Source organism: Streptomyces sp. NPDC040622 (assembly GCF_055593965.1).
Map to the genome: position 1 here is coordinate 315198 of NZ_JBVIXD010000010.1, position 17523 is coordinate 332720.

Consider the following 17523-nt stretch of genomic DNA (forward strand, 5'->3'; position numbering starts at 1 on the left):
TTGTCGGGCCCCTACAATTTGCCCAGCCGTTCTTCGTCCCTGTCCCCACGGGCGGCCCCCACCGTCCACAAGAGAGAGTGTAAGAGTGCTCGTACTCGTCGCTCCCGGCCAAGGCGCCCAGTCGCCCGGCTTCCTGACTCCCTGGCTCGACCTCCCCGGCGCCGCAGACCGCATCGCCGCCTGGTCCGACGCCATGGGGCTCGACCTTGCCCACTACGGCACGCAGGCCGACGCGGACGCGATCCGCGACACCGCGGTGGCCCAGCCGCTGCTGGTGGCCGCCGGACTGCTCTCCTCCGCGGCACTCGGTGACATCACGCCGGGCGCCGTCGCCGGTCACAGCGTCGGTGAGATCACCGCCGCCGCGTACGCCGGTGTGCTCACGGAGGACGCCGCGCTCGGCCTCGTCCGTACGCGCGGCCTGGCGATGGCCGAGGCCGCCGCCGTCACGGAGACCGGCATGGCGGCGCTGCTCGGCGGCGACCCCGAGGTCACCGTCCCGCACCTGGAGAAGCTGGGCCTGACCCCGGCGAACGTGAACGGCGCGGGCCAGATCGTTGCCGCAGGCACCCTGGAGCAGCTCGCCGCGCTGGCGGAGGACAAGCCCGAGGGCGTCCGCAAGGTCGTCGCCCTCAAGGTCGCGGGCGCCTTCCACACCGAGCACATGGCGCCCGCCGTGGCGCGCCTGGAGGAGGCCGCCGCCGGCCTCACCGTCGCCGACCCGACGATCCCCTACGTCTCCAACCGTGACGGCAGGACGGTCACCGACGGCGCCGACGTGGTCGCCCGCCTGGTCGGTCAGGTCGCCAACCCGGTCCGCTGGGACCTGTGCATGGAGACCTTCAAGGAGCTCGGCGTGACGGCGCTGATCGAGGTGTGCCCCGGTGGCACGCTGACCGGTCTGGCCAAGCGCGCCCTGCCGGGCGTCAAGACCCTCGCGGTGAAGACCCCCGACGACCTCGACGCGGCCCGCGCGCTCGTCGCCGAGCATTCCTGAGCCGACGACAGACAAGGAGCCGTAGCGCATGTCGAAGATCAAGGCCGGTCAAGGCCACCCGTACGCGCGGATCATGGGTGTCGGCGGCTACCGTCCCACGCGCATCGTGCCGAACGAGGTGATCCTGGAGACGATCGACTCGTCCGACGAGTGGATCCGCTCCCGCTCCGGCATCGCGACCCGCCACTGGGCCTCCGACGAGGAGACCGTGGCCGCGATGTCCGTCGAGGCGGCGGGCAAGGCGATCGCCGACGCCGGCATCACGCCCGAGCAGATCGGTGGCGTGATCGTGTCCACCGTCTCGCACTTCAAGCAGACCCCGGCCATCGCGACCGAGATCGCGGACAAGGTCGGCGCGGGCAGGCCCGCCGCGTTCGACATCTCCGCGGGCTGCGCGGGTTTCGGTTACGGTCTGACCCTCGCCAAGGGCATGGTCGTCGAGGGGTCCGCCGAGTACGTCCTGGTGATCGGTGTGGAGCGGCTGAGCGACCTCACCGACCTGCACGACCGTGCCACGGCGTTCCTGTTCGGTGACGGCGCCGGCGCCGTGATCGTGGGCCCGTCCAAGGAACCGAGGATCGGTCCGACGGTCTGGGGCTCGGAGGGCGACAAGGCCGAGACGATCAAGCAGACCGAGAGCTGGGACGTCTACCGCAACGGCGCGCCCGACAAGTTCCCTGCCATTACGCAGGAGGGCCAGGCGGTTTTCCGCTGGGCCGTGTTCGAGATGGCGAAGGTCGCCCAGCAGGCGCTGGACGCGGCCGGAATCACCGCGGACGACCTGGATGTCTTCATTCCGCATCAGGCCAACGAGCGGATCATCGACTCGATGGTGAAGACTCTGAAACTGCCGGAACACGTCACGGTCGCCCGTGACGTGCGCACCACCGGCAACACCTCGGCCGCCTCGATCCCGCTCGCAATGGAGCGGCTCCTGGCGACCGGCGAGGCGAAGAGCGGCGACACCGCGCTCGTCATCGGCTTCGGGGCGGGTCTCGTGTACGCCGCCACGGTCGTTACCCTCCCCTAGGCATCTCTGTACGGATCACCCGATCCGCACAGAAGCCGCACACCCTCTGGATACATAGAAGGAGCGCCAACATGGCCGCCACTCAGGAAGAGATCGTCGCCGGTCTCGCGGAGATCGTGAACGAGATCGCCGGCATCCCGGTCGAGGACGTCCAGCTGGACAAGTCCTTCACCGACGACCTGGACGTCGACTCGCTGTCCATGGTCGAGGTCGTCGTCGCCGCCGAAGAGCGCTTCGACGTCAAGATCCCCGACGACGACGTCAAGAACCTCAAGACGGTCGGCGACGCGACCAAGTACATCCTCGAGCACCAGGGCTGACCCGGCCCCGAGCTCTGTCGCCACCCGGCGGTGGCGCCGCTGATCCCCTCAACACCGTGGAGAAATTTCCTGTGAACTCGACCAATCGCACCGTGGTCGTCACCGGTATCGGCGCAACCACACCGCTGGGTGGCGACGCAGCGTCGACGTGGGAGGGCCTGCTCGCGGGCCGCTCCGGCGTCAGCGCGCTGGAACAGGACTGGGCGGCCGAGCTGCCGGTCCGCATCGCCGGTCAGATCGCCGTGGAGCCCGGCGAGGTCATCCCCCGCCCGCAGGCGCGCAAGCTGGACCGTTCGGCGCAGTTCGCGCTGATCGCGGCCAAGGAGGCCTGGGCGGACGCCGGCTACACCGCCAAGGCGGGCGAGGACGCGTCCGTGGACCCGCACCGTCTGGGCGCGGTCATCGCGTCCGGCATCGGCGGTGTGACCACGCTCCTCGACCAGTACGACGTGCTCAAGGAGAAGGGCGTACGCCGCGTCTCCCCGCACACCGTGCCGATGCTGATGCCCAACTCCCCGGCGGCCAACGTCGGCATCGAGCTGGGCGCCCACGCGGGCGTCCACACCCCGGTGTCGGCCTGCGCCTCGGGCGCGGAGGCCATCGGCTACGCGATCGAGATGATCCGCACCGGCCGCGCCGACGTCGTCGTCGCGGGCGGCACGGAGGCGGCGATCCACCCGCTGCCGATCGTCGCGTTCGGCAACATGATGGCGATGTCGAAGAGCAACGACGACCCGCAGGGCGCGTCGCGTCCCTACGACGCCGGCCGCAACGGCTTCGTGCTCGGCGAGGGCGCCGGCGTGATCGTCCTGGAGTCCGAGGAGCACGCCAAGGCGCGCGGCGCGAAGATCTACGCGGAGGCCGTCGGCCAGGGCATCTCGGCCGACGCCCACCACATCACGCAGCCCGAGCCGTCCGGCAACGGCATCGCCGCCGCGCTGCAGAACCTGGTCGACACGACGGACCTGAAGCCGGCCGAGGTCGTGCACGTCAACGCGCACGCCACCTCGACGCCGCAGGGTGACGTCGCGGAGATCAAGGCGCTGCGCAAGGCGTTCGGCGACGACGTCGACCACATGGCGATCTCCAGCACCAAGTCGATGACCGGTCACCTGCTGGGCGGCGCGGGCGGCGTCGAGACCGTGGCCACGGTCCTGGCGCTCAAGAACCGCATCGCCCCGCCGACGATCAACATCGACAACCTCGACCCCGAGGTCGACGCGGACATCGTCCGCGGCGAGGCCCGTCCGCTGCCCGAGGGCCGGATCGCGGCGCTGAACGACTCGTTCGGCTTCGGCGGCCACAACGTCGTCCTGGCGTTCCGGTCCGTCTGAGCCGCGCGTACGCGGTAACCGGAAGGGCCCCCACCATGCGGTGGGGGCCCTTTCGCGTACGGAGTGCGGGCGGGCGTCAGACGACCTGGTGCAGCCACCGCACGGGCGCGCCCTCGCCCGCGTACCTGAAGGGCTCCAGCTCGTCGTCCCAGGGCTTGCCGAGGAGCTTGGCGAGCTCGGACTCCAGGTTGCTCTCGCCGCGCTGCGAGCGGGCGAGCGCGGCGCGGAGCCGGTCCTCGGGGATCAGGATGTCGCCGTGGATGCCCGTGACGGCGTGGTAGATGCCGAGCTCGGGCGTGGCGCTGTAGCGCTCGCCCTCGGCGCTGGCACAGGGCTCCGCCGTGACCTCGAAGCGCAGCAGATCCCAGCCGCGCAGGGCGGAGGCGAGCTTGGAGGCGGTGCCCACCGAGCCCTGCCAGGAGAATTCGGATCTCCAGGTGCCCGGCGCCGCGGGCTGCCTGATCCAGTCGAGGCTCACACGCGCACCGAGCACGCCCGCGACGGCCCACTCGACGTGTGGGCACAGCGCGCGCGGAGCGGAGTGCACGTACAGAACTCCACGTGTCGTCACCGGGACCTCCAGTGTGGGTCGAGGTTCGCCTTCCCCAGCGGCCTCGCGCCCGTGCCGAGCAGTTTTCCCAAATACTAGATAAACCTGGGAAAAGGGGACAGATGTGACGTGATGTAATTTAGCGGAACCACTGCAACGGGTCGCCACCGGGTGGACCACCCGCCCTGTCACCGCCGTGACAGCGGTGGTCCGGCGGCTACGGGCCGAGGCTACCGTGCGGCGGCGCAAGGAGTGTGACGTACCGTCGGTCCCAGGGCCAGGAAAGTCCGACCTTTCACCCGGCGGGGCGCAACCCCGGGCACACGCACGACGTCACGTTGAACGACCGAGGGGAGCAGGGGATGCGGAACCGCAGGCACCGCTCGCGTGCCGTCGTCGCCCTGGCGACGACGGCCCTTCTCTGCGGCGGGGCACTCACCGCCTGTGACGCGCAGGGGGACAACTCCGGGGCGCCGGGCGGCCCGTCGGCCCAAGACAAGCCGTCGCCGAAACCCACCCCCACGTGGGACACCTCACCCCGCTCGATGGCCGCGGTCGGCGACTCCATCACCCGCGGCTTCGACGCCTGCTCGGTGCTCTCCGACTGCCCCGAGGCGTCCTGGGCGACCGGCACGGACTCCGCGGTGGACAGCCTGGCGAGCCGGCTCCTGGGGAAGAAGCGGGCCGCCTCGCACAGTTGGAACCACGCGAAGACCGGCGCCCGGATGGCGGATCTCACCGGGCAGATCGAGCAGGCCGCGGCGGAGCGCCCCGAGCTGGTGACGGTGATGACGGGCGCCAACGACGCGTGCCGCCCCTCGGTCTCCTCGATGACGCCGGTCGCCGAGTTCCGCGCCGACTTCCGCGAGGCGCTGCGCACGCTGCGGCGCGAGCTGCCCAAGACGCAGGTGTACGTGGCGTCCGTGCCGGATCTGAAGCGGCTCTGGTCGCAGGGGCGGACCAACCCGCTGGGCAAGCAGGTGTGGAAGCTCGGCATCTGCTCCTCGATGCTGGCCGATCCTGACGACCTGAACACCGCGGCGACGCAGCGGCGCGAGAGCGTGCGGGACCGCGTGGTCGCGTACAACAAGGTGCTCGAAGACGTGTGCGAGAAGGACCGGCGGTGCCGTTACGACGGCGGGGCGGTCTTCGACTACCGCTTCGACGGCGACCAGTTGAGCCACTGGGACTGGTTCCACCCGAGCAGGGACGGCCAGTCGCGGCTGGCCGAGCTCGCCTACCGGCGGGTGACGTCGAAGAAGCCCGTGGCGTAGGCGCGGCAACCCGGCGCGTGGTGTCCCGCGGCCCGGCGTAGGGTCACGATCATGCGCAGTGAACTCTTCGGGACGCTTCCCGACGGCAGCCCCGTCCACCGCTGGACCCTGGAGCGGGCCGGGGTGCGGGTGCGCGTCCTGACGTACGGCGGGATCGTGCAGTCGGCGGAGGTTCCCGACCGCTCGGGGCGGACGGCGCCGGTGGCGCTGGGGTTCGAGGGGCTGGACGGGTATCTGGGGCACCCGGGGCCGTACTTCGGGGCGCTGGTCGGGCGGTACGCGAACCGGATCGCGGGCGGCTCCTTCACCCTCGACGGGCGCACGTACCCGCTCGCGCGGAACAACGGGCCCAACGGCCTGCACGGCGGCGAGCTGGGCTTCGACAAGCGGCTCTGGGACGCGGAACCGGCGGGCGGGCACGGGGTGCGGCTCTCGCGCGTCTCCCCCGACGGCGAGGAGGGCTATCCCGGGCGGCTCGCGGTCTCGGTGACGTACACGCTGGAGGAGTCGGGCGCGCTGCGGATCGCCTACGAGGCGACGACCGACGCGCCGACCGTCGTCAACCTCACCCACCACACGTACTGGAACCTGGCGGGCGCGGACGGCCGCAGCGGCGCGCTCGGGCACACGCTGCGGATCGCCGCGTCCAGGATCACCCCCACGGACGACACCGGGATTCCGACCGGGGTGTACGAGGAGGTGGCGGGGACGCGGTTCGACTTCCGCGAGGCGCGCGGGGCCGGGCCCGGCTTCGACCACAACTACGTGCTGGACAAGGGCGTCACGGCAGGGCCGGTCGAGGTGGCCGAGCTGTGCGATCCCCTGTCGGGCCGGGTCCTGACGGTCGCGACGACGGAGCCGGGGCTCCAGCTGTACACGGCGGACCACTTCGCGGCGGACCTGCCGTTCGCGCCGGGCGACGGGATCGCGCTGGAGACCCAGCACTTTCCCGACTCCCCGAACCGGCCGCGGTTTCCCTCCACGGTTCTGCGGCCGGAGGGGGTGTACGCCTCGGAGACGGTGTACGGGTTCTCTGTGGCCGATCGCGCCCCTTGAGGACCTCCCCGCGCCGCCGCGTCAGGCCACCAGCGTCTCCGTCAAGCGGGTGTCCGTGGCCGAGCGGGCCGCCCGGACCTCGTACGTGCCCGTTCGGTACGTCCAGGAGTTCGTGGGCTCGTCCCAGGTCTCGAAGGCCCTGCGCGGCAGTTCCACGGTGACCTCGGCCGTCTCGCCGGGGGCCGCCACCGCGCCCGCGAAGCCGGCCAGCCAGTGGGCCGGGCGGTCCGCGGCGGAGGCGTTGCCGGGGGTCGCCGCCAGGTAGACCTGGACGACCTCGCGGCCCGTGCGGTCGCCGGTGTTGCGGACGCGGACCGTGACCGTCGTGCCCTCGACGGTCATCGACTCGTACGTCCAGTCGGTGTAACCGAGGCCGTGCCCGAAGGCGTAGGAGGGCGTGGCGCCCGCCTTCTCCCAGGCCCGGTATCCGATGAACACGCCCTCGGTGTAGGCGAGTTCGCCGTCCTCGGGGGTGACGTGGGTGACGGGCGCGGACGCCAGGTCGCCCCAGGTGGTGGGGAGTCGGCCGCCGGGCTCCTCGGCGCCGAGCAGGACGTCGGCGAGGGCGGCGCCGCCCTCCTGCCCGGGGAACCAGCCGAGCAGCACCGCGGCGACGTCCTCGCGCCACACGAGCTCCACCGGGGAGCCGGAGTTGACGACGACCACGGTGTTCGGGTTGGCGGCGGCGACGGCGCGGACCAGGTCGTCCTGGCGGCCCGGCAGCCTCAGGTCCTTGCGGTCGAAGCCCTCGGACTCGACGCTCTCGGTGGTGGCGACGACCACGACGGCGGTGTCCGCCGCGCGGGCCGCCTCGACGGCCTCGGCGATCAGTTCGTCGGGGTCCCGTCGCGGGCCGAGGTGGACGAGGGAGAACACCACGCCCTGCAGCGGCGCCTTCGGCTGCTTGTCGAGGGGATGGTTCAGGGAGATCTCGACGGTCTCGCCCTCGGTGAGCGCGACCCGTGCACGCTCGACCGGCGAGCCGAAGAACGCCTCGAACGGGTCGGACGCGGCACCCATCCCCTGGACGCCGTCGTAGCGGACCTCGCCGTCGACGGTGAGCGTGAAGGCGCCGAGGCCGCGCGTGCCGAAGACGTGCTCGCCGCTCTCGCGGGGGGTGAACGTGCCGACCAGCTCGATGCTGTCGAGGGCCTCGTGGGTGACGCCGTCGGGCAGGTCGTCGCCGATCCACTGGACCTGGCCGGTGGGCAGGTTGCCCTCGCCGAGGACGGCGCCCGCGCTGTCGCGGCAGACGGCGCGGAGCGCGAACCCCTTGTCGGCGGGGGCGAGTTCGTCGCTGGGGTCGGCGCCGACCGCGTACGTGAGCGCGCCCTCGGGCAGGGTGGCGGTCAGGCCGTCGAGCGGGGAGATCACGCGGGCGGGGAAGACGGTGGCGGAGCCGCCGCCGAGGATGCGGGCGTCGCGGGCGGCGGCGCCGATGAGGGCGACGGTGCCGGTGGCACTCAGCGGGAGGACCCGGTTCTCGTTGCGTACGAGGACGAACGCGCGGCGGGCGACCTCGCGGGCCAGTGCCTCGCCGTCGACCGCGGCGGGGAGGCCGGCCGGGGCGACGACCGGCTCGGCGCCTTCGAGGATGCCGACGCGGGCGGCGAGGCGCAGGACGTTGCGGACGGCGTCGTCGACGCGTTCCTCGGCGACCTCGCCCGCGCGGACGGCGGCGGCCAGCGGTTCGCCGTACACCGTGCGCGGGCCCGGCATGGCGACGTCGAGTCCGCCCTCGATGTCACCGACGGTGGAGCGGGCGGCCATCCAGTCTGAGACGTTGGAGCCGTCGAAGCCCCACTCGCCGCGCAGGACGCCCTCGACCAGGTGGCGGTGCTCGGTCATCGTCACGCCGTTGACCTGGTTGTAGGCGGTCATGATGCCCCAGGGGTGGGCGTTGGTGACGATGGCCTCGAAGGGCGCGAGGTACAGCTCGCGCAGGGCGCGCGGGGGAACCTTGTTGTCGACGGTGAAGCGGTCGGTCTCGGCGTCGTTGGCGACGAAGTGCTTGACGGTGGTGCCGACCCCGCCGGACTGCACGCCCTGGACGTAGCCGGTGCCGATGACGCCCGTCAGGTACGGATCCTCGCTGTACGCCTCGAAGTGGCGGCCGCCGAGCGGGGAGCGGTGCAGGTTGACGGTCGGGGCGAGCAGGACGTGCACACCCTTGCGGCGGGCCTCCTGCGCGAGGAGCGTGCCGGCGCGGCGGGCCAGGTCCTGGTCCCAGGTGGCGGCGAGCGCGGTCGGGGACGGCAGCGCGATGGACGGGTCGTCGGCGGTCCAGCGGGTGCCGCGCACACCGATCGGGCCGTCGGACATCACGAGGGATCCGAGGCCGATCTCCGGGAGGGCGTGCAGCGCCCACATGTTCCTGCCGCCGAGGAGGCGGGCCTTGGCGTCCAGGTCGAGCTTGCCGAGGGCGGCCTCGACGACGGCCTCCCGGGCGCGCTCCCGCTCCGGGTCCGGGCGGTCCGTGCTCCTGCCTGTCCCGTTGCCGCCGGTGATGTCCGCCGCGATGCCGCCGGTGGCCCCGGTGGGCCGGCTTTCCGCCATGGCGATGCCTCGATTCATCCGTCGTGTCGTCCGTTCCGTACCGGTCCGTCCGTGCCGGCCCCTCCATCCTGCATCGGCCACCTGTAGAGAGGTAGGTTTTGTTATCTTGTCGTTATACGAAGATGTCGTACCGTCCTCCGGGCGACGACGTACGGAAGAGGGGCGGGCCATGCCGGCCAGGGCCAGGAGCGAGGAGCGGCGCGCGGAGATCCTCCGTGCGGCGTTCGAGGTGATCGCCGAGCGCGGCTACCGGGGCGCGAGCCTCGGGGCGGTCGCCGAGCGGGTCGGACTCACCCAGCAGGGCCTCCTGCACTACTTCCCCACCAAGGAGGCCCTGCTGCTCGCCGTCCTGGAGGCCCGCGACCAGTGGGACGCGGTGCCGCGCGGCGAGTGGCGGATCGACCTGCTCGGCTCGCTGGTCGACTACAACGCGATGCGCCCCGGCGTCGTGCAGACCTTCTCCGCGCTGCTCGGCGAGAGCGTCACGGACGGGCATCCGGCGCGCGCCTTCTTCACCGGGCGGTACGCGGCGGTGCGGGAGAACTTCGCGGCGGTGCTGCGCGCCGAGTACGGCGACCGGCTGCCCGGCGGGCTCACTCCCGAGGCCGCGGCCCCGCTGCTGGTGGCGGTGATGGACGGCCTGCAGTACCAGTGGCTGCTCGACCCCGGCTCGGTGGACATGCCGGGGGCGTTCAGGGACTTCCTCGCGCTCCTCGGCGGGGAATCAGACGGCAGGGGATCGGACGGCGGGGAATCAGGCGGCGCGGCCGGGGGCGGCGACGGCGGCCACGACGTCGACCTCGACCAGGGCCCGCGGCGGGACTAGGCGCGGGGCCGCGACCGTGGTGCTGGTGGGCGGGGTCCCGGTGAGGAACTCCTGGCGCACGGAGGCGTACGCGGCGAAGGCGTCCATGTCGGTCAGGAACGTGCGGATGTTGATGATGTCGTCGAGCCCCGCACCGTGCGCCTTGAGCAGGAGCTCCAGGGTCTCGAAGACGGCGCGGGTCTGCGCGGCCATGTCGTCGCCCTGGGCACACTGTCCCGAGAGGTACAACAGGACGCCGCCGTCGGCGTGTTCGACGCGGGCGACCTGCGAGTAGGGGCCCTGCGGCCGCGGGGCGGCGGCGGGGTTGTCGATCGTGACCTGCATGCGGCGTACTCCTTGTGGGCGAAGCGGGGCGGGGCGGGCGGTTCGTGGCGGGCCCCAGGGGGGCGGGCGGTCGGGTGGCGCGTCAGCCCGAGCGCCGGGCGCGGATGTGCGGGACGGCGCGGGCGATGTCCTCGCGGGCGACGTCCGGGTCGGCGGCGGCCGCCGTGAAGTGACGCAACACCGCTTCCATCACCGGCAGTTGGGCGGCCTCGGTGGCCAGGGTGATGTCCTTGACGGCGAGGTCGTTGCCGAAGTGCACGTCGGTCGCGAAGGCGCGGGGGACGGCTCCGCCCAGCGGGCCCTTGGCGAGGGCGTCCTTGGCGGTGCCCTCGTCCAGGCCGAGCGCGTCGGCGAGCTTCATCGCCTCGGCGACCAGGGCGACCCCGCCCATGACGGCGGTGTTGACGACGAGCTTGAGGGCGGCGCCGGTGCCGAGTGCGCCGGTGCGGGTGACCGGGCCGAAGCGGGCCAGGACGTGCTCGACGCCCGCCGCGTCGCCGCCCGCGAGGATGCCGAGCCGCCCCGCGGCGGCCTTGTCGGTGCTGCCCATGACGGGGGCGTCGACGAGAGTGACGCCGGCCGGGACCCGCTCCGCCAGCTCCCGGACCACCTCCGGGCCGACGGTCGACATCTCCACCCAGTGCGCTCCGGGGCGCAGCGCGGGGGCGACGGCGTCGGCGACCTCGCGCACGGCGTCGGGCCCCGCGAGCATCGTGATGACGACGTCGGCATCGCGCACGGCGTCGGCGGGGTCCCCGGCGGCCTTGGCGCCCTCCTTCACGAGGGCGTCGGCCTTCTGCGGGGTGCGGTTCCATACGGTCAACGGATGCCCCGCGAGCAGCAGTTGGCGGGCCATCGGCTCACCCATGTGGCCGAGGCCGAGGAATGCGATCTTTTCCATGGGTCCGACGCTAGGCCCGGGCACGGGATGCGACAAGCGAATGTCTAGCATGCGAGCCATGCCGAACCCGCATGCCGTACGCGACACGGACGCCGCCCGGCCGGCCTCCCCTGCCGGGCCGCCGTCCGCACCCCCCGACCTGTCGACCGTCTGGCTCCGGACCTTCCTGGAGGTGGCCCGGCACGGGTCGTTCACGGTGGCGGCGCGGGAGCTGGGGTGGACGCAGTCCGCCGTGTCGCGGCAGATCTCCGCGCTGGAGGCGGCACTCGGCGGCGCACCCCTCTTCGACCGGCTGCCGCGCGGGGTGCGCCCCACCGCGCAGGGCCGCACCTTGCTGCCGCACGCACAAGAGCTGCTGTCCCGACTGCACACCGTGGGACGGGAGTTGGCGGCTTTGCGGGACGCGGCGGGCGGGCTGCTGCGGGTCGGGGCGTTCGCGACGGCCGACGCGGGGCTCGTGCCGCGGGCGATCGCCGCGTTCCGCGCCCGCCACCCCGGCGTGGTCCTCACCCGCGAGGAGGGCCTGACGCCCGCGCTCCTGACCCGTCTCACGGAGGGCGACCTCGATCTGGCGGTGGTGTCGACGACGTCCGGCACACCGTCCGACGAGACGTACGAGCTGCACCACCTGCTCGACGAGACTCTGTACGTGGCGCTCCCCGCCGGGCACGCGCTGGCGGGCGAGCCCGAGCTGCGGCTGATCCAACTCGCGCACGAGGACTGGATATCGGGCAGCGCCCGCGTCGAGGGAACGCTCCTGGACCCGGCGCTGCGCCACGGCTTCCGGCCGCGCGTCGCGCACGTCGTCGCGGAGTGGACGGCGAAGCAGGGGTACGTCGCGGCGGGGCTCGGCGTGGCCCTGGTCCCCGCGCTCGCCGCGGAGGGAGTACGAGCGGACATCGCGCTGGTACCGGTACGGGACGCGGGGGCGCCCCCGCGCGCGGTGTACGTGGCGACGGCGCGGGGCCGCGCACCTGCACCCGCGGCGGGACCGTTTCTGGCGGCGCTCCGGGAGGCGGCGAGGGGACTGCGGGACGGAGCGGTGGCGCGGTGAACGGGTGGCGCGGTGGCGCGGTAACCCGGTGGAGCGGCAACGCCGTAACCCGGTGGAGCGGCGCGGCCGTCTGCTGTTGGCGCGCTGCCGCACCAAGTCGCGTACTCTTCCGGCGAGTTCCGCCGGACGGGCCCCGGACCCACCCCGCCTACTCCGCGTCGCACGTACGGACGTGAAGGTGTCCCTCGCCCGGATAGTCGGGCGGGAAGGGCGGCAGCACGGAGTGCAGGGCGTACCCGCTCTTCTCGGCGACGCGGCAGGAGCCCTGGTTGGCGACGGAGTGCAGCAGTTCGAGTCGGCCGGGCCGCGCCAGTCGCCGCGAGGCGAACGCCCAGCGGGAGACGGCGTCCAGGGCGCGCGGGGCCACGCCCCTGCCGCGGGCCTCGGGCGCGGTCCAGTAGCCCACCTCCGACGCGGCGCCGGGGCGCGAGTTGTCGGGCCGCACCTTGAGGGCGACCCGGCCCACGGGCCGGCCGACGGCCGCACCCTCAACGGGCTCGGCCCCGGTCCCGGCGCCCGCCCCCGCCACGACCACCGCGAAGCTGAAGCACGTGCCCTCGGCCCACGCCTCGCCCTGCTCCTCGATCCAGCGGCGCGCGTCCGCCTCGCTCTCCAAACCTGTCAGGAGCCACCGGCGCAGGAGCGGGTCTCGGTGGGCCGCGAGGAGGGCGGGGACGTCGTCCTGGTGCCAGGGGCGGAGTATCAGCCCCGGCGCGACGGGGCCGGACTCGTCGGACCGGCCTGACTGGTCGGACTGGTCGGACTGGTCGGACTGGTCGGACTGGTCGGACTGGTCGGACTGGTCGGACTGGTCGGACTGGTCGGACTGGTCGGACTGGATCACGTGCGGTCACCTGACTTCCGCTCGGGCGGGCGCCGCGCGCACCGCGTCGGCTCTCTGCGGCCGACCCTACGTAACGGAGTTGACCCGCACCCCCGCCACCCGCTTCCATTCGGGGCCGGACCGGGCCGCACCCGACCGGGCCGGACCGACCAGGGGGACACGTGAGCACAGGCAAGATGCACGCCAACGAGGCCGACACCGACGAGGCGCTGGTGCGCCGGCTGATCGACGCCCAGTTCCCGGCGTGGGCGGGGCTGCCGGTGGAGCGCGTGGACTCCGCGGGGACGTCCAACGCCATGTACCGGCTCGGCGCGGACATGGTCGTGCGCCTGCCGCGCGTCGAGGGTTCCGCCCAGGACGTGGAGCGGGAGCACCGGTGGCTGCCCCGGCTCGCGCCCGCGCTGCCCGTCGCGATCCCCGTGCCGCTCGGCAAGGGCGCACCGGGCGAGGGGTACCCGTACCCGTGGTCCGTGTTCCGGTGGCTGGACGGCACGACGCGCGACCCCGAACAGCCCCTCGCCGAGCCCGGCTTGTTCGCCAAGGACGTCGCGGAGTTCCTGATCGCCCTGCGCGAGGTGGACGCAGCAGACGCGCCCGCCGCCTACCGCAGCGACCCGCTGGCGGGACGCGACGACGACACGCGTGCGGTCCTCGCGGGGCTGCGCGGGCTCGTGGACGAGCGCGCCGCGACCGCCGTGTGGGAGGCCGCGCTGCGCGCGCCCGCGTGGCAGGGGCCCGGCGTCTGGGTGCACGGCGACCTCCAGCCGGGCAACGTCCTGGTCGACCGCGGCCGGCTCGGCGCCGTCATCGACTTCGGGTGCATGGGGTCGGGCGACCCCGCGGTCGACCTGATCTGCGCCTGGTACCTGATGGACGCCGAGGCCCGCGAGGCGTTCCGGGACGCCCTCGGTCCGGCCGCGGACGACGCCATGTGGGCGCGGGGCCGTGGCTGGGCCCTGACGATCTCCCTCGTCGAGCTCTCGTACTACCGGGAGACGAACCCCGTGATGGCCCGCATCGCGCGCCGGGCCGTGGGCCAACTGACGGAGCTGGGCGGCTAGTTGACGCTCGCACCGCCGGCCGTTCCTCACCCGGCGCCGACCAGCATGCAGGCCGCCAGACCCGTGATCAGCGCGCTCGACGCGAGCGCCGTGACCAGGCGGCCTCTGTGGCCCGTGAGCAACCGCCCGAGGAACGCCCCGCCACCGGCCAGCAGGAGCTGCCAGCTCGCCGACGCGGCGAACGCGGCCAGCGCGAACACCGCCTGTTCCGGGCGCGTCAGCGACGCGGTGGCGGGGCTGCCGAGGACGAGCGCGGCGAAGTAGATCACCGTGGCGGGGTTCAGGAGCGTGAGGCCGAGCAGGGCGGCGTAGGCACGGGCGGGGCCGAGCGGGGTGCCGGCCCTCGCGGCGGCCGTGCCCCGCCCCCGGTACCCGCGGACCGCCGTCACCGCGCCCCGCACCGCCATCGCGACGAGCACGAGGGCCGAGGACACGCGCAGCGGCACCATGACCGGCTCGACGGCACCGGTGAGCGAGGCGCCGCCGATCGCGGCGACGAGGGCGTAGAGGCCGTCGGCGGTGGCCACGCCGAGGGCGGCGCAGGCGCCGATGCGCAGAGACGTACGCGCGGTGAGGGCGACCAGGTAGGCCGCGACGCCGCCGACCGGCATGGCGATCCCGTACCCGGCGAGGACTCCCGCGACCAGGACCGCGCTCATGAACGCGCGGGAATCGGCCTCCACGGTCGGCCGGTCCGCTGCCGGCCGCGCGCCGGACGAGCGACGCGGGCGGTCGGCGACAGGGCGGCGGCAGCAGCCGGAAGCGTGGTCATGGGCCGAGCCTCGCTGGAAGGCGCCCGGAGCGGCAACTGGTTTGCGCGGGCGGGGAATCCGTCGCGAGCAGGGAGCCCGTCAGGGGGGTCGTCAGGGAATCCGCCTCGCGCGGGCGAACGGGCAGGCGGGCGGGCGGAGCAAGAAGTCCGCCGGAGGGCTCCTCGCCCTCTTCGGGGTCGTCCTGCTCGTCCAGGGCTTCGGCTCCGCGATCACCGAGTCCGGCTGGGACACCTCGTTCGGCGTGTCCGCCGTGCTGCGGGAGGCCGGCGCCCCGAGCTGGACGGATCTGGTGGTCGGCGCCGTCGGCTGTGCGCTGCTCGGCGCGGCCGTGCGGAGCCGGCTGCGGCGGAAGGTGACGTAGCGCTCGCCCCTCGCGCCCCGCGATACTTCCGCCACCCCACCGGTTACGGAAGGACTCGCGTGCTCTCACGACTTGGCGCCCTCGGCGTCGCCGCCCTGCTGGCCGGGCTCGCCGCCCCGGCACCCGCCTCCGCATCGGCCGCCGCCCCGGCCGGACGGACGGCCCCCACCGCCGAGGAGGCGCGGCTCGACCGCGCCGCGCCCCAGGAGATCCTGCGGCGCAGCGGATTCGACTCCGTGGCCCCGGAGCTGGCGCGTGCGCTGGAGCGGGCCCACTCCTACGGCCAGGCGCGGCGGCTGGTCGCAGGCGAGGGGAAGGCACTGTGGCGGCGGGCCGTCGCGCGGGCGCAGGGGCGCGGCGGCCGGATCGACCTCAGCAGGGACGACGACCGGCCGCTGTACTGGGCGCGGCTCGGGATGACGCGGGAGCTGCGCCAGTGGGAGCCGGGCCGCTTCCGCCTCACTGACGGCCAACGCGCCACTTTGATAGGCGAGCTGGAGCGTTCCTCACGCGGGCAGGACACGGTCGCCTATCCGGGCGGGCACACCGGCCGGTCCGATGGGGGACAGCGGGACGGCTCCCGTGGCGGCAAGCACGTGAAGCGCATCCTCGTCACCGGCTTCGACCCGTTCACGCTCGACCGGGACGTGCGCATCAGCAACCCGTCGGGCGCCGCCGCCCTCGCCCTGGACGGCACGACGATCAAGACCGCCGACGGGCCCGCGCGCGTCGAGGCCGTGATCTTCCCGGTCCGCTGGCAGGACTTCGCCGACGGAGCCGTGGAGCGGGCACTGCGGCCGCAGCTCCCCCGCGTCGACCTCTTCACCACGATCAGTCAGGGGCGCGTCGGCCGGTTCGACGTCGAGCGGACCAACGGCGCCTGGCGCGGCGGCTTCCCGGACAACGACAACGTCTCACGCACCGAGACCGTCCCGGTGTCCGATCCCGCCTCCCAGCCCCAGTGGACGTCGACGACCCTCCCGTACAAGGACATCGTGGCCGCGGACACCGGCCGTTTCCCCGTGTACGACAACACGTCGGTGACGGAGATCCCGGCGGGCGGCACCGAGCCCGTGGTCCGGCCGGACGGACCCACCAAGGGGTCGACGGCGCGCGAGGGCGGCGGCGGGAACTACCTGTCGAACGAGATCGCCTACCGCGCGACGCTGCTGCGCGACCGGCTCGGCCTGCACGACCGGCTGCCCGGCGGCCATGTGCACACGCCGGTCCTGCAGTTCGGGGCGGGGAACACGGACCCGGCGACGGGCGCGGTCACCGATCCCGAGTTCGTGCGGAACCGGCTCGACATCATCGCTCAGGTGCGGGGGATCCTCGGCGCCGCCGCGTCGTCGTCCTGACCCGCGGCACCCGCACCACCGGCACCCGCACCACCGGCGCCCGCACCGCCGGCGCCGGCACCGCCGCCGTCGCCCGAGCCGTTCTCGCCCAGCAGGTCCCGTGCCATCAGCGTCGCGCCCGCGACCGCGCCCGGCATGAGGAACACGGCGACGAACGGCACCAGGAAGGCGACGGCGAGCGGTGTGCCGAAGCCCCAGGCGAGCCCCTTGCGGGAGCGCAACAGGGCGAGCCGGTCGCGCAGTTCCACGCCCCGGCGCTGCAGGGCGACCGCGGTGAGCTCCTCGACCAGGAAGAAGCCGGTCACGGCGAAGCCGATCACCGGGATCACGGTCTGGCCGACGACCGGGATGAAGCCGAGCGCGAAGAGCAGCACGCCCCAGAGCGCGGCGCGCACCAGGACGCGGAGGCTGTCCCTGGCGGAGATCCACAGTTCGCGCCAGAGCGGCAGGCCCGACTCGGGTGCGTGACCGCACTCGGCGATGTCGACCTTCTCGGACAGCGACTCGTAGAAGGGCTGCCCGACCAGGAGCGTCACCGCGGTGAAGGTGAGGACGGACAGGAGCAGCGCGAGGGCGAAGAGCAGGGCGGTCAGGAAGCCGCGGAAGAGACCGAGCCAGGGCGAGGACCAGTCGTCGGCGAACGGCGTGGCCCAGCCGACGAGATCGGCTCCCCACAGGGCCAGCGAGACCAGCGCGGCCGCGTACAGGACGAGCGTGATGAGCCCGGGCAGCAGCCCCCATCCGTACTGCTTGCCGTGCTGGGCGACCCAGCGCTGCCCCTTCATCAAGTAGCCGAAGCCCACACCCAGATCGCGCATGCGGCACACCTTAGCCGCAGGTGGCCGGGGGTTCGTGCGGGGAAGTCGGCGGGAGCGTCACAGCTGTGACACAAGGCCCTCTTGTT

18 protein-coding genes are annotated in these 17523 nt (G+C 73.4%); 11 read left to right on the forward strand and 7 right to left on the reverse strand.

The genetic code is table 11. The features are described from left to right. The first annotated feature begins 85 nt into the window (after window positions 1-85). The 4 genes from ACZ592_RS29365 to fabF all read left to right on the forward strand — a co-directional run bounded on the left by ACZ592_RS29365 (window position 86) and on the right by fabF (window position 3681). Window positions 86-997, forward strand: coding sequence for an ACP S-malonyltransferase (locus ACZ592_RS29365; RefSeq protein ID WP_471584668.1), 912 nt, complete (start codon window positions 86-88; stop codon window positions 995-997). A gap of 28 nt (window positions 998-1025) precedes the next feature. Next, entirely contained in the window at window positions 1026-2027 is a 1002-nt protein-coding gene (locus ACZ592_RS29370) for a beta-ketoacyl-ACP synthase 3 (protein WP_471584669.1), read from the forward strand. 71 nt (window positions 2028-2098) lie between these two features. Beyond that, window positions 2099-2347 carry an acyl carrier protein gene (locus ACZ592_RS29375; protein ID WP_016642582.1) on the forward strand — a complete coding sequence of 83 codons (249 nt, stop codon included), beginning with the start codon at window positions 2099-2101 and terminating at the stop codon, window positions 2345-2347. 71 nt (window positions 2348-2418) lie between these two features. Next, window positions 2419-3681 (forward strand): beta-ketoacyl-ACP synthase II, encoded by a 1263-nt coding sequence (fabF, locus tag ACZ592_RS29380; RefSeq protein WP_471584670.1) that lies wholly within the window; start codon window positions 2419-2421, stop codon window positions 3679-3681. Window positions 3682-3757: 76 nt separating this feature from the next. Here the strand turns inward: fabF and ACZ592_RS29385 are convergent, their stop codons facing one another. Continuing rightward, entirely contained in the window at window positions 3758-4252 is a 495-nt protein-coding gene (locus ACZ592_RS29385) for a DUF3145 domain-containing protein (RefSeq protein WP_471584671.1), read from the reverse strand. A 341-nt stretch (window positions 4253-4593) separates the two neighbouring features. Here ACZ592_RS29385 and ACZ592_RS29390 point away from each other — a divergent pair, with 341 nt between their 5' ends. Together ACZ592_RS29390 and ACZ592_RS29395 are read left to right on the forward strand one after the other, a co-directional pair. Continuing rightward, window positions 4594-5505 (forward strand): SGNH/GDSL hydrolase family protein, encoded by a 912-nt coding sequence (locus tag ACZ592_RS29390; protein ID WP_471584672.1) that lies wholly within the window; start codon window positions 4594-4596, stop codon window positions 5503-5505. Between the two features lie 51 nt (window positions 5506-5556). Next, window positions 5557-6561: an aldose epimerase family protein gene (locus tag ACZ592_RS29395; protein WP_471584673.1), complete on the forward strand. Its 1005-nt coding sequence runs from the start codon at window positions 5557-5559 to the stop codon at window positions 6559-6561. 21 nt (window positions 6562-6582) lie between these two features. On the opposite strand, the gene ACZ592_RS29400 is transcribed toward ACZ592_RS29395, so the two are convergent. Further along, entirely contained in the window at window positions 6583-9135 is a 2553-nt protein-coding gene (locus ACZ592_RS29400) for a beta-glucosidase (RefSeq protein WP_471584674.1), read from the reverse strand. A gap of 151 nt (window positions 9136-9286) precedes the next feature. Between ACZ592_RS29400 and ACZ592_RS29405 the strand changes: the two genes are divergently transcribed. After that, window positions 9287-9943, forward strand: coding sequence for a TetR/AcrR family transcriptional regulator (locus tag ACZ592_RS29405; RefSeq protein WP_471584675.1), 657 nt, complete (start codon window positions 9287-9289; stop codon window positions 9941-9943). Here the strand turns inward: ACZ592_RS29405 and ACZ592_RS29410 are convergent. Next, window positions 9872-10267: a RidA family protein gene (locus ACZ592_RS29410; protein ID WP_471584676.1), complete on the reverse strand. Its 396-nt coding sequence runs from the start codon at window positions 10265-10267 to the stop codon at window positions 9872-9874. The genes ACZ592_RS29405 and ACZ592_RS29410 overlap by 72 nt on opposite strands. An 82-nt stretch (window positions 10268-10349) precedes the next feature. After that, the gene (locus ACZ592_RS29415) at window positions 10350-11168 is read right to left on the reverse strand and encodes an NAD(P)-dependent oxidoreductase (RefSeq protein WP_471584677.1); all 819 of its coding nucleotides are present in this window, start codon (window positions 11166-11168) and stop codon (window positions 10350-10352) included. Window positions 11169-11217: 49 nt separating this feature from the next. Between ACZ592_RS29415 and ACZ592_RS29420 the strand changes: the two genes are divergently transcribed. Beyond that, window positions 11218-12222, forward strand: coding sequence for a LysR family transcriptional regulator (locus ACZ592_RS29420; RefSeq protein ID WP_471584678.1), 1005 nt, complete (start codon window positions 11218-11220; stop codon window positions 12220-12222). Between the two features lie 148 nt (window positions 12223-12370). On the opposite strand, the gene ACZ592_RS29425 is transcribed toward ACZ592_RS29420, so the two are convergent. Next, complete coding sequence (locus tag ACZ592_RS29425) at window positions 12371-13066, reverse strand: GNAT family N-acetyltransferase (protein WP_471584679.1); 696 nt, start codon at window positions 13064-13066, stop codon at window positions 12371-12373. A 176-nt stretch (window positions 13067-13242) separates the two neighbouring features. On the opposite strand from ACZ592_RS29425, the gene ACZ592_RS29430 reads away from it, so the two are divergent. After that, the gene (locus tag ACZ592_RS29430; RefSeq protein ID WP_471584823.1) at window positions 13243-14127 is read left to right on the forward strand and encodes an aminoglycoside phosphotransferase family protein; all 885 of its coding nucleotides are present in this window, start codon (window positions 13243-13245) and stop codon (window positions 14125-14127) included. Between the two features lie 26 nt (window positions 14128-14153). Here ACZ592_RS29430 and ACZ592_RS29435 read toward each other — a convergent pair whose 3' ends face one another. Beyond that, entirely contained in the window at window positions 14154-14786 is a 633-nt protein-coding gene (locus ACZ592_RS29435) for a LysE family transporter (RefSeq protein ID WP_471584824.1), read from the reverse strand. A 154-nt stretch (window positions 14787-14940) separates the two neighbouring features. Here ACZ592_RS29435 and ACZ592_RS29440 point away from each other — a divergent pair, with 154 nt between their 5' ends. Together ACZ592_RS29440 and ACZ592_RS29445 are read left to right on the forward strand one after the other, a co-directional pair. After that, window positions 14941-15261 carry a hypothetical protein gene (locus ACZ592_RS29440; RefSeq protein ID WP_471584680.1) on the forward strand — a complete coding sequence of 107 codons (321 nt, stop codon included), beginning with the start codon at window positions 14941-14943 and terminating at the stop codon, window positions 15259-15261. Window positions 15262-15320: 59 nt separating this feature from the next. Continuing rightward, window positions 15321-16619, forward strand: coding sequence for a pyroglutamyl-peptidase I (locus tag ACZ592_RS29445; protein ID WP_471584681.1), 1299 nt, complete (start codon window positions 15321-15323; stop codon window positions 16617-16619). Here the strand turns inward: ACZ592_RS29445 and ACZ592_RS29450 are convergent. After that, a complete protein-coding gene (locus ACZ592_RS29450; protein ID WP_471584682.1) occupies window positions 16577-17437 on the reverse strand; it encodes an EI24 domain-containing protein in 861 nt (286 codons plus the stop codon). The genes ACZ592_RS29445 and ACZ592_RS29450 overlap by 43 nt on opposite strands. Window positions 17438-17523 lie beyond the last annotated feature (86 nt).

What these genes read in the sequence shown, in the direction of transcription:
- ACZ592_RS29370 (WP_471584669.1), top strand. Translation starts at nt 1,026, where the DNA reads ATGTCGAAGATCAAGGCCGGTCAAGGCCACCCGTACGCGCGGATCATG.
- ACZ592_RS29375 (WP_016642582.1), top strand. Translation starts at nt 2,099, where the DNA reads ATGGCCGCCACTCAGGAAGAGATCGTCGCCGGTCTCGCGGAGATCGTG.
- ACZ592_RS29390 (WP_471584672.1), top strand. Translation starts at nt 4,594, where the DNA reads ATGCGGAACCGCAGGCACCGCTCGCGTGCCGTCGTCGCCCTGGCGACG.
- ACZ592_RS29395 (WP_471584673.1), top strand. Translation starts at nt 5,557, where the DNA reads ATGCGCAGTGAACTCTTCGGGACGCTTCCCGACGGCAGCCCCGTCCAC.
- ACZ592_RS29400 (WP_471584674.1), bottom strand. Translation starts at nt 9,135, where the DNA reads ATGAATCGAGGCATCGCCATGGCGGAAAGCCGGCCCACCGGGGCCACC.
- ACZ592_RS29405 (WP_471584675.1), top strand. Translation starts at nt 9,287, where the DNA reads ATGCCGGCCAGGGCCAGGAGCGAGGAGCGGCGCGCGGAGATCCTCCGT.
- ACZ592_RS29410 (WP_471584676.1), bottom strand. Translation starts at nt 10,267, where the DNA reads ATGCAGGTCACGATCGACAACCCCGCCGCCGCCCCGCGGCCGCAGGGC.
- ACZ592_RS29415 (WP_471584677.1), bottom strand. Translation starts at nt 11,168, where the DNA reads ATGGAAAAGATCGCATTCCTCGGCCTCGGCCACATGGGTGAGCCGATG.
- ACZ592_RS29420 (WP_471584678.1), top strand. Translation starts at nt 11,218, where the DNA reads ATGCGAGCCATGCCGAACCCGCATGCCGTACGCGACACGGACGCCGCC.
- ACZ592_RS29430 (WP_471584823.1), top strand. Translation starts at nt 13,243, where the DNA reads ATGCACGCCAACGAGGCCGACACCGACGAGGCGCTGGTGCGCCGGCTG.
- ACZ592_RS29435 (WP_471584824.1), bottom strand. Translation starts at nt 14,786, where the DNA reads ATGAGCGCGGTCCTGGTCGCGGGAGTCCTCGCCGGGTACGGGATCGCC.
- ACZ592_RS29450 (WP_471584682.1), bottom strand. Translation starts at nt 17,437, where the DNA reads ATGCGCGATCTGGGTGTGGGCTTCGGCTACTTGATGAAGGGGCAGCGC.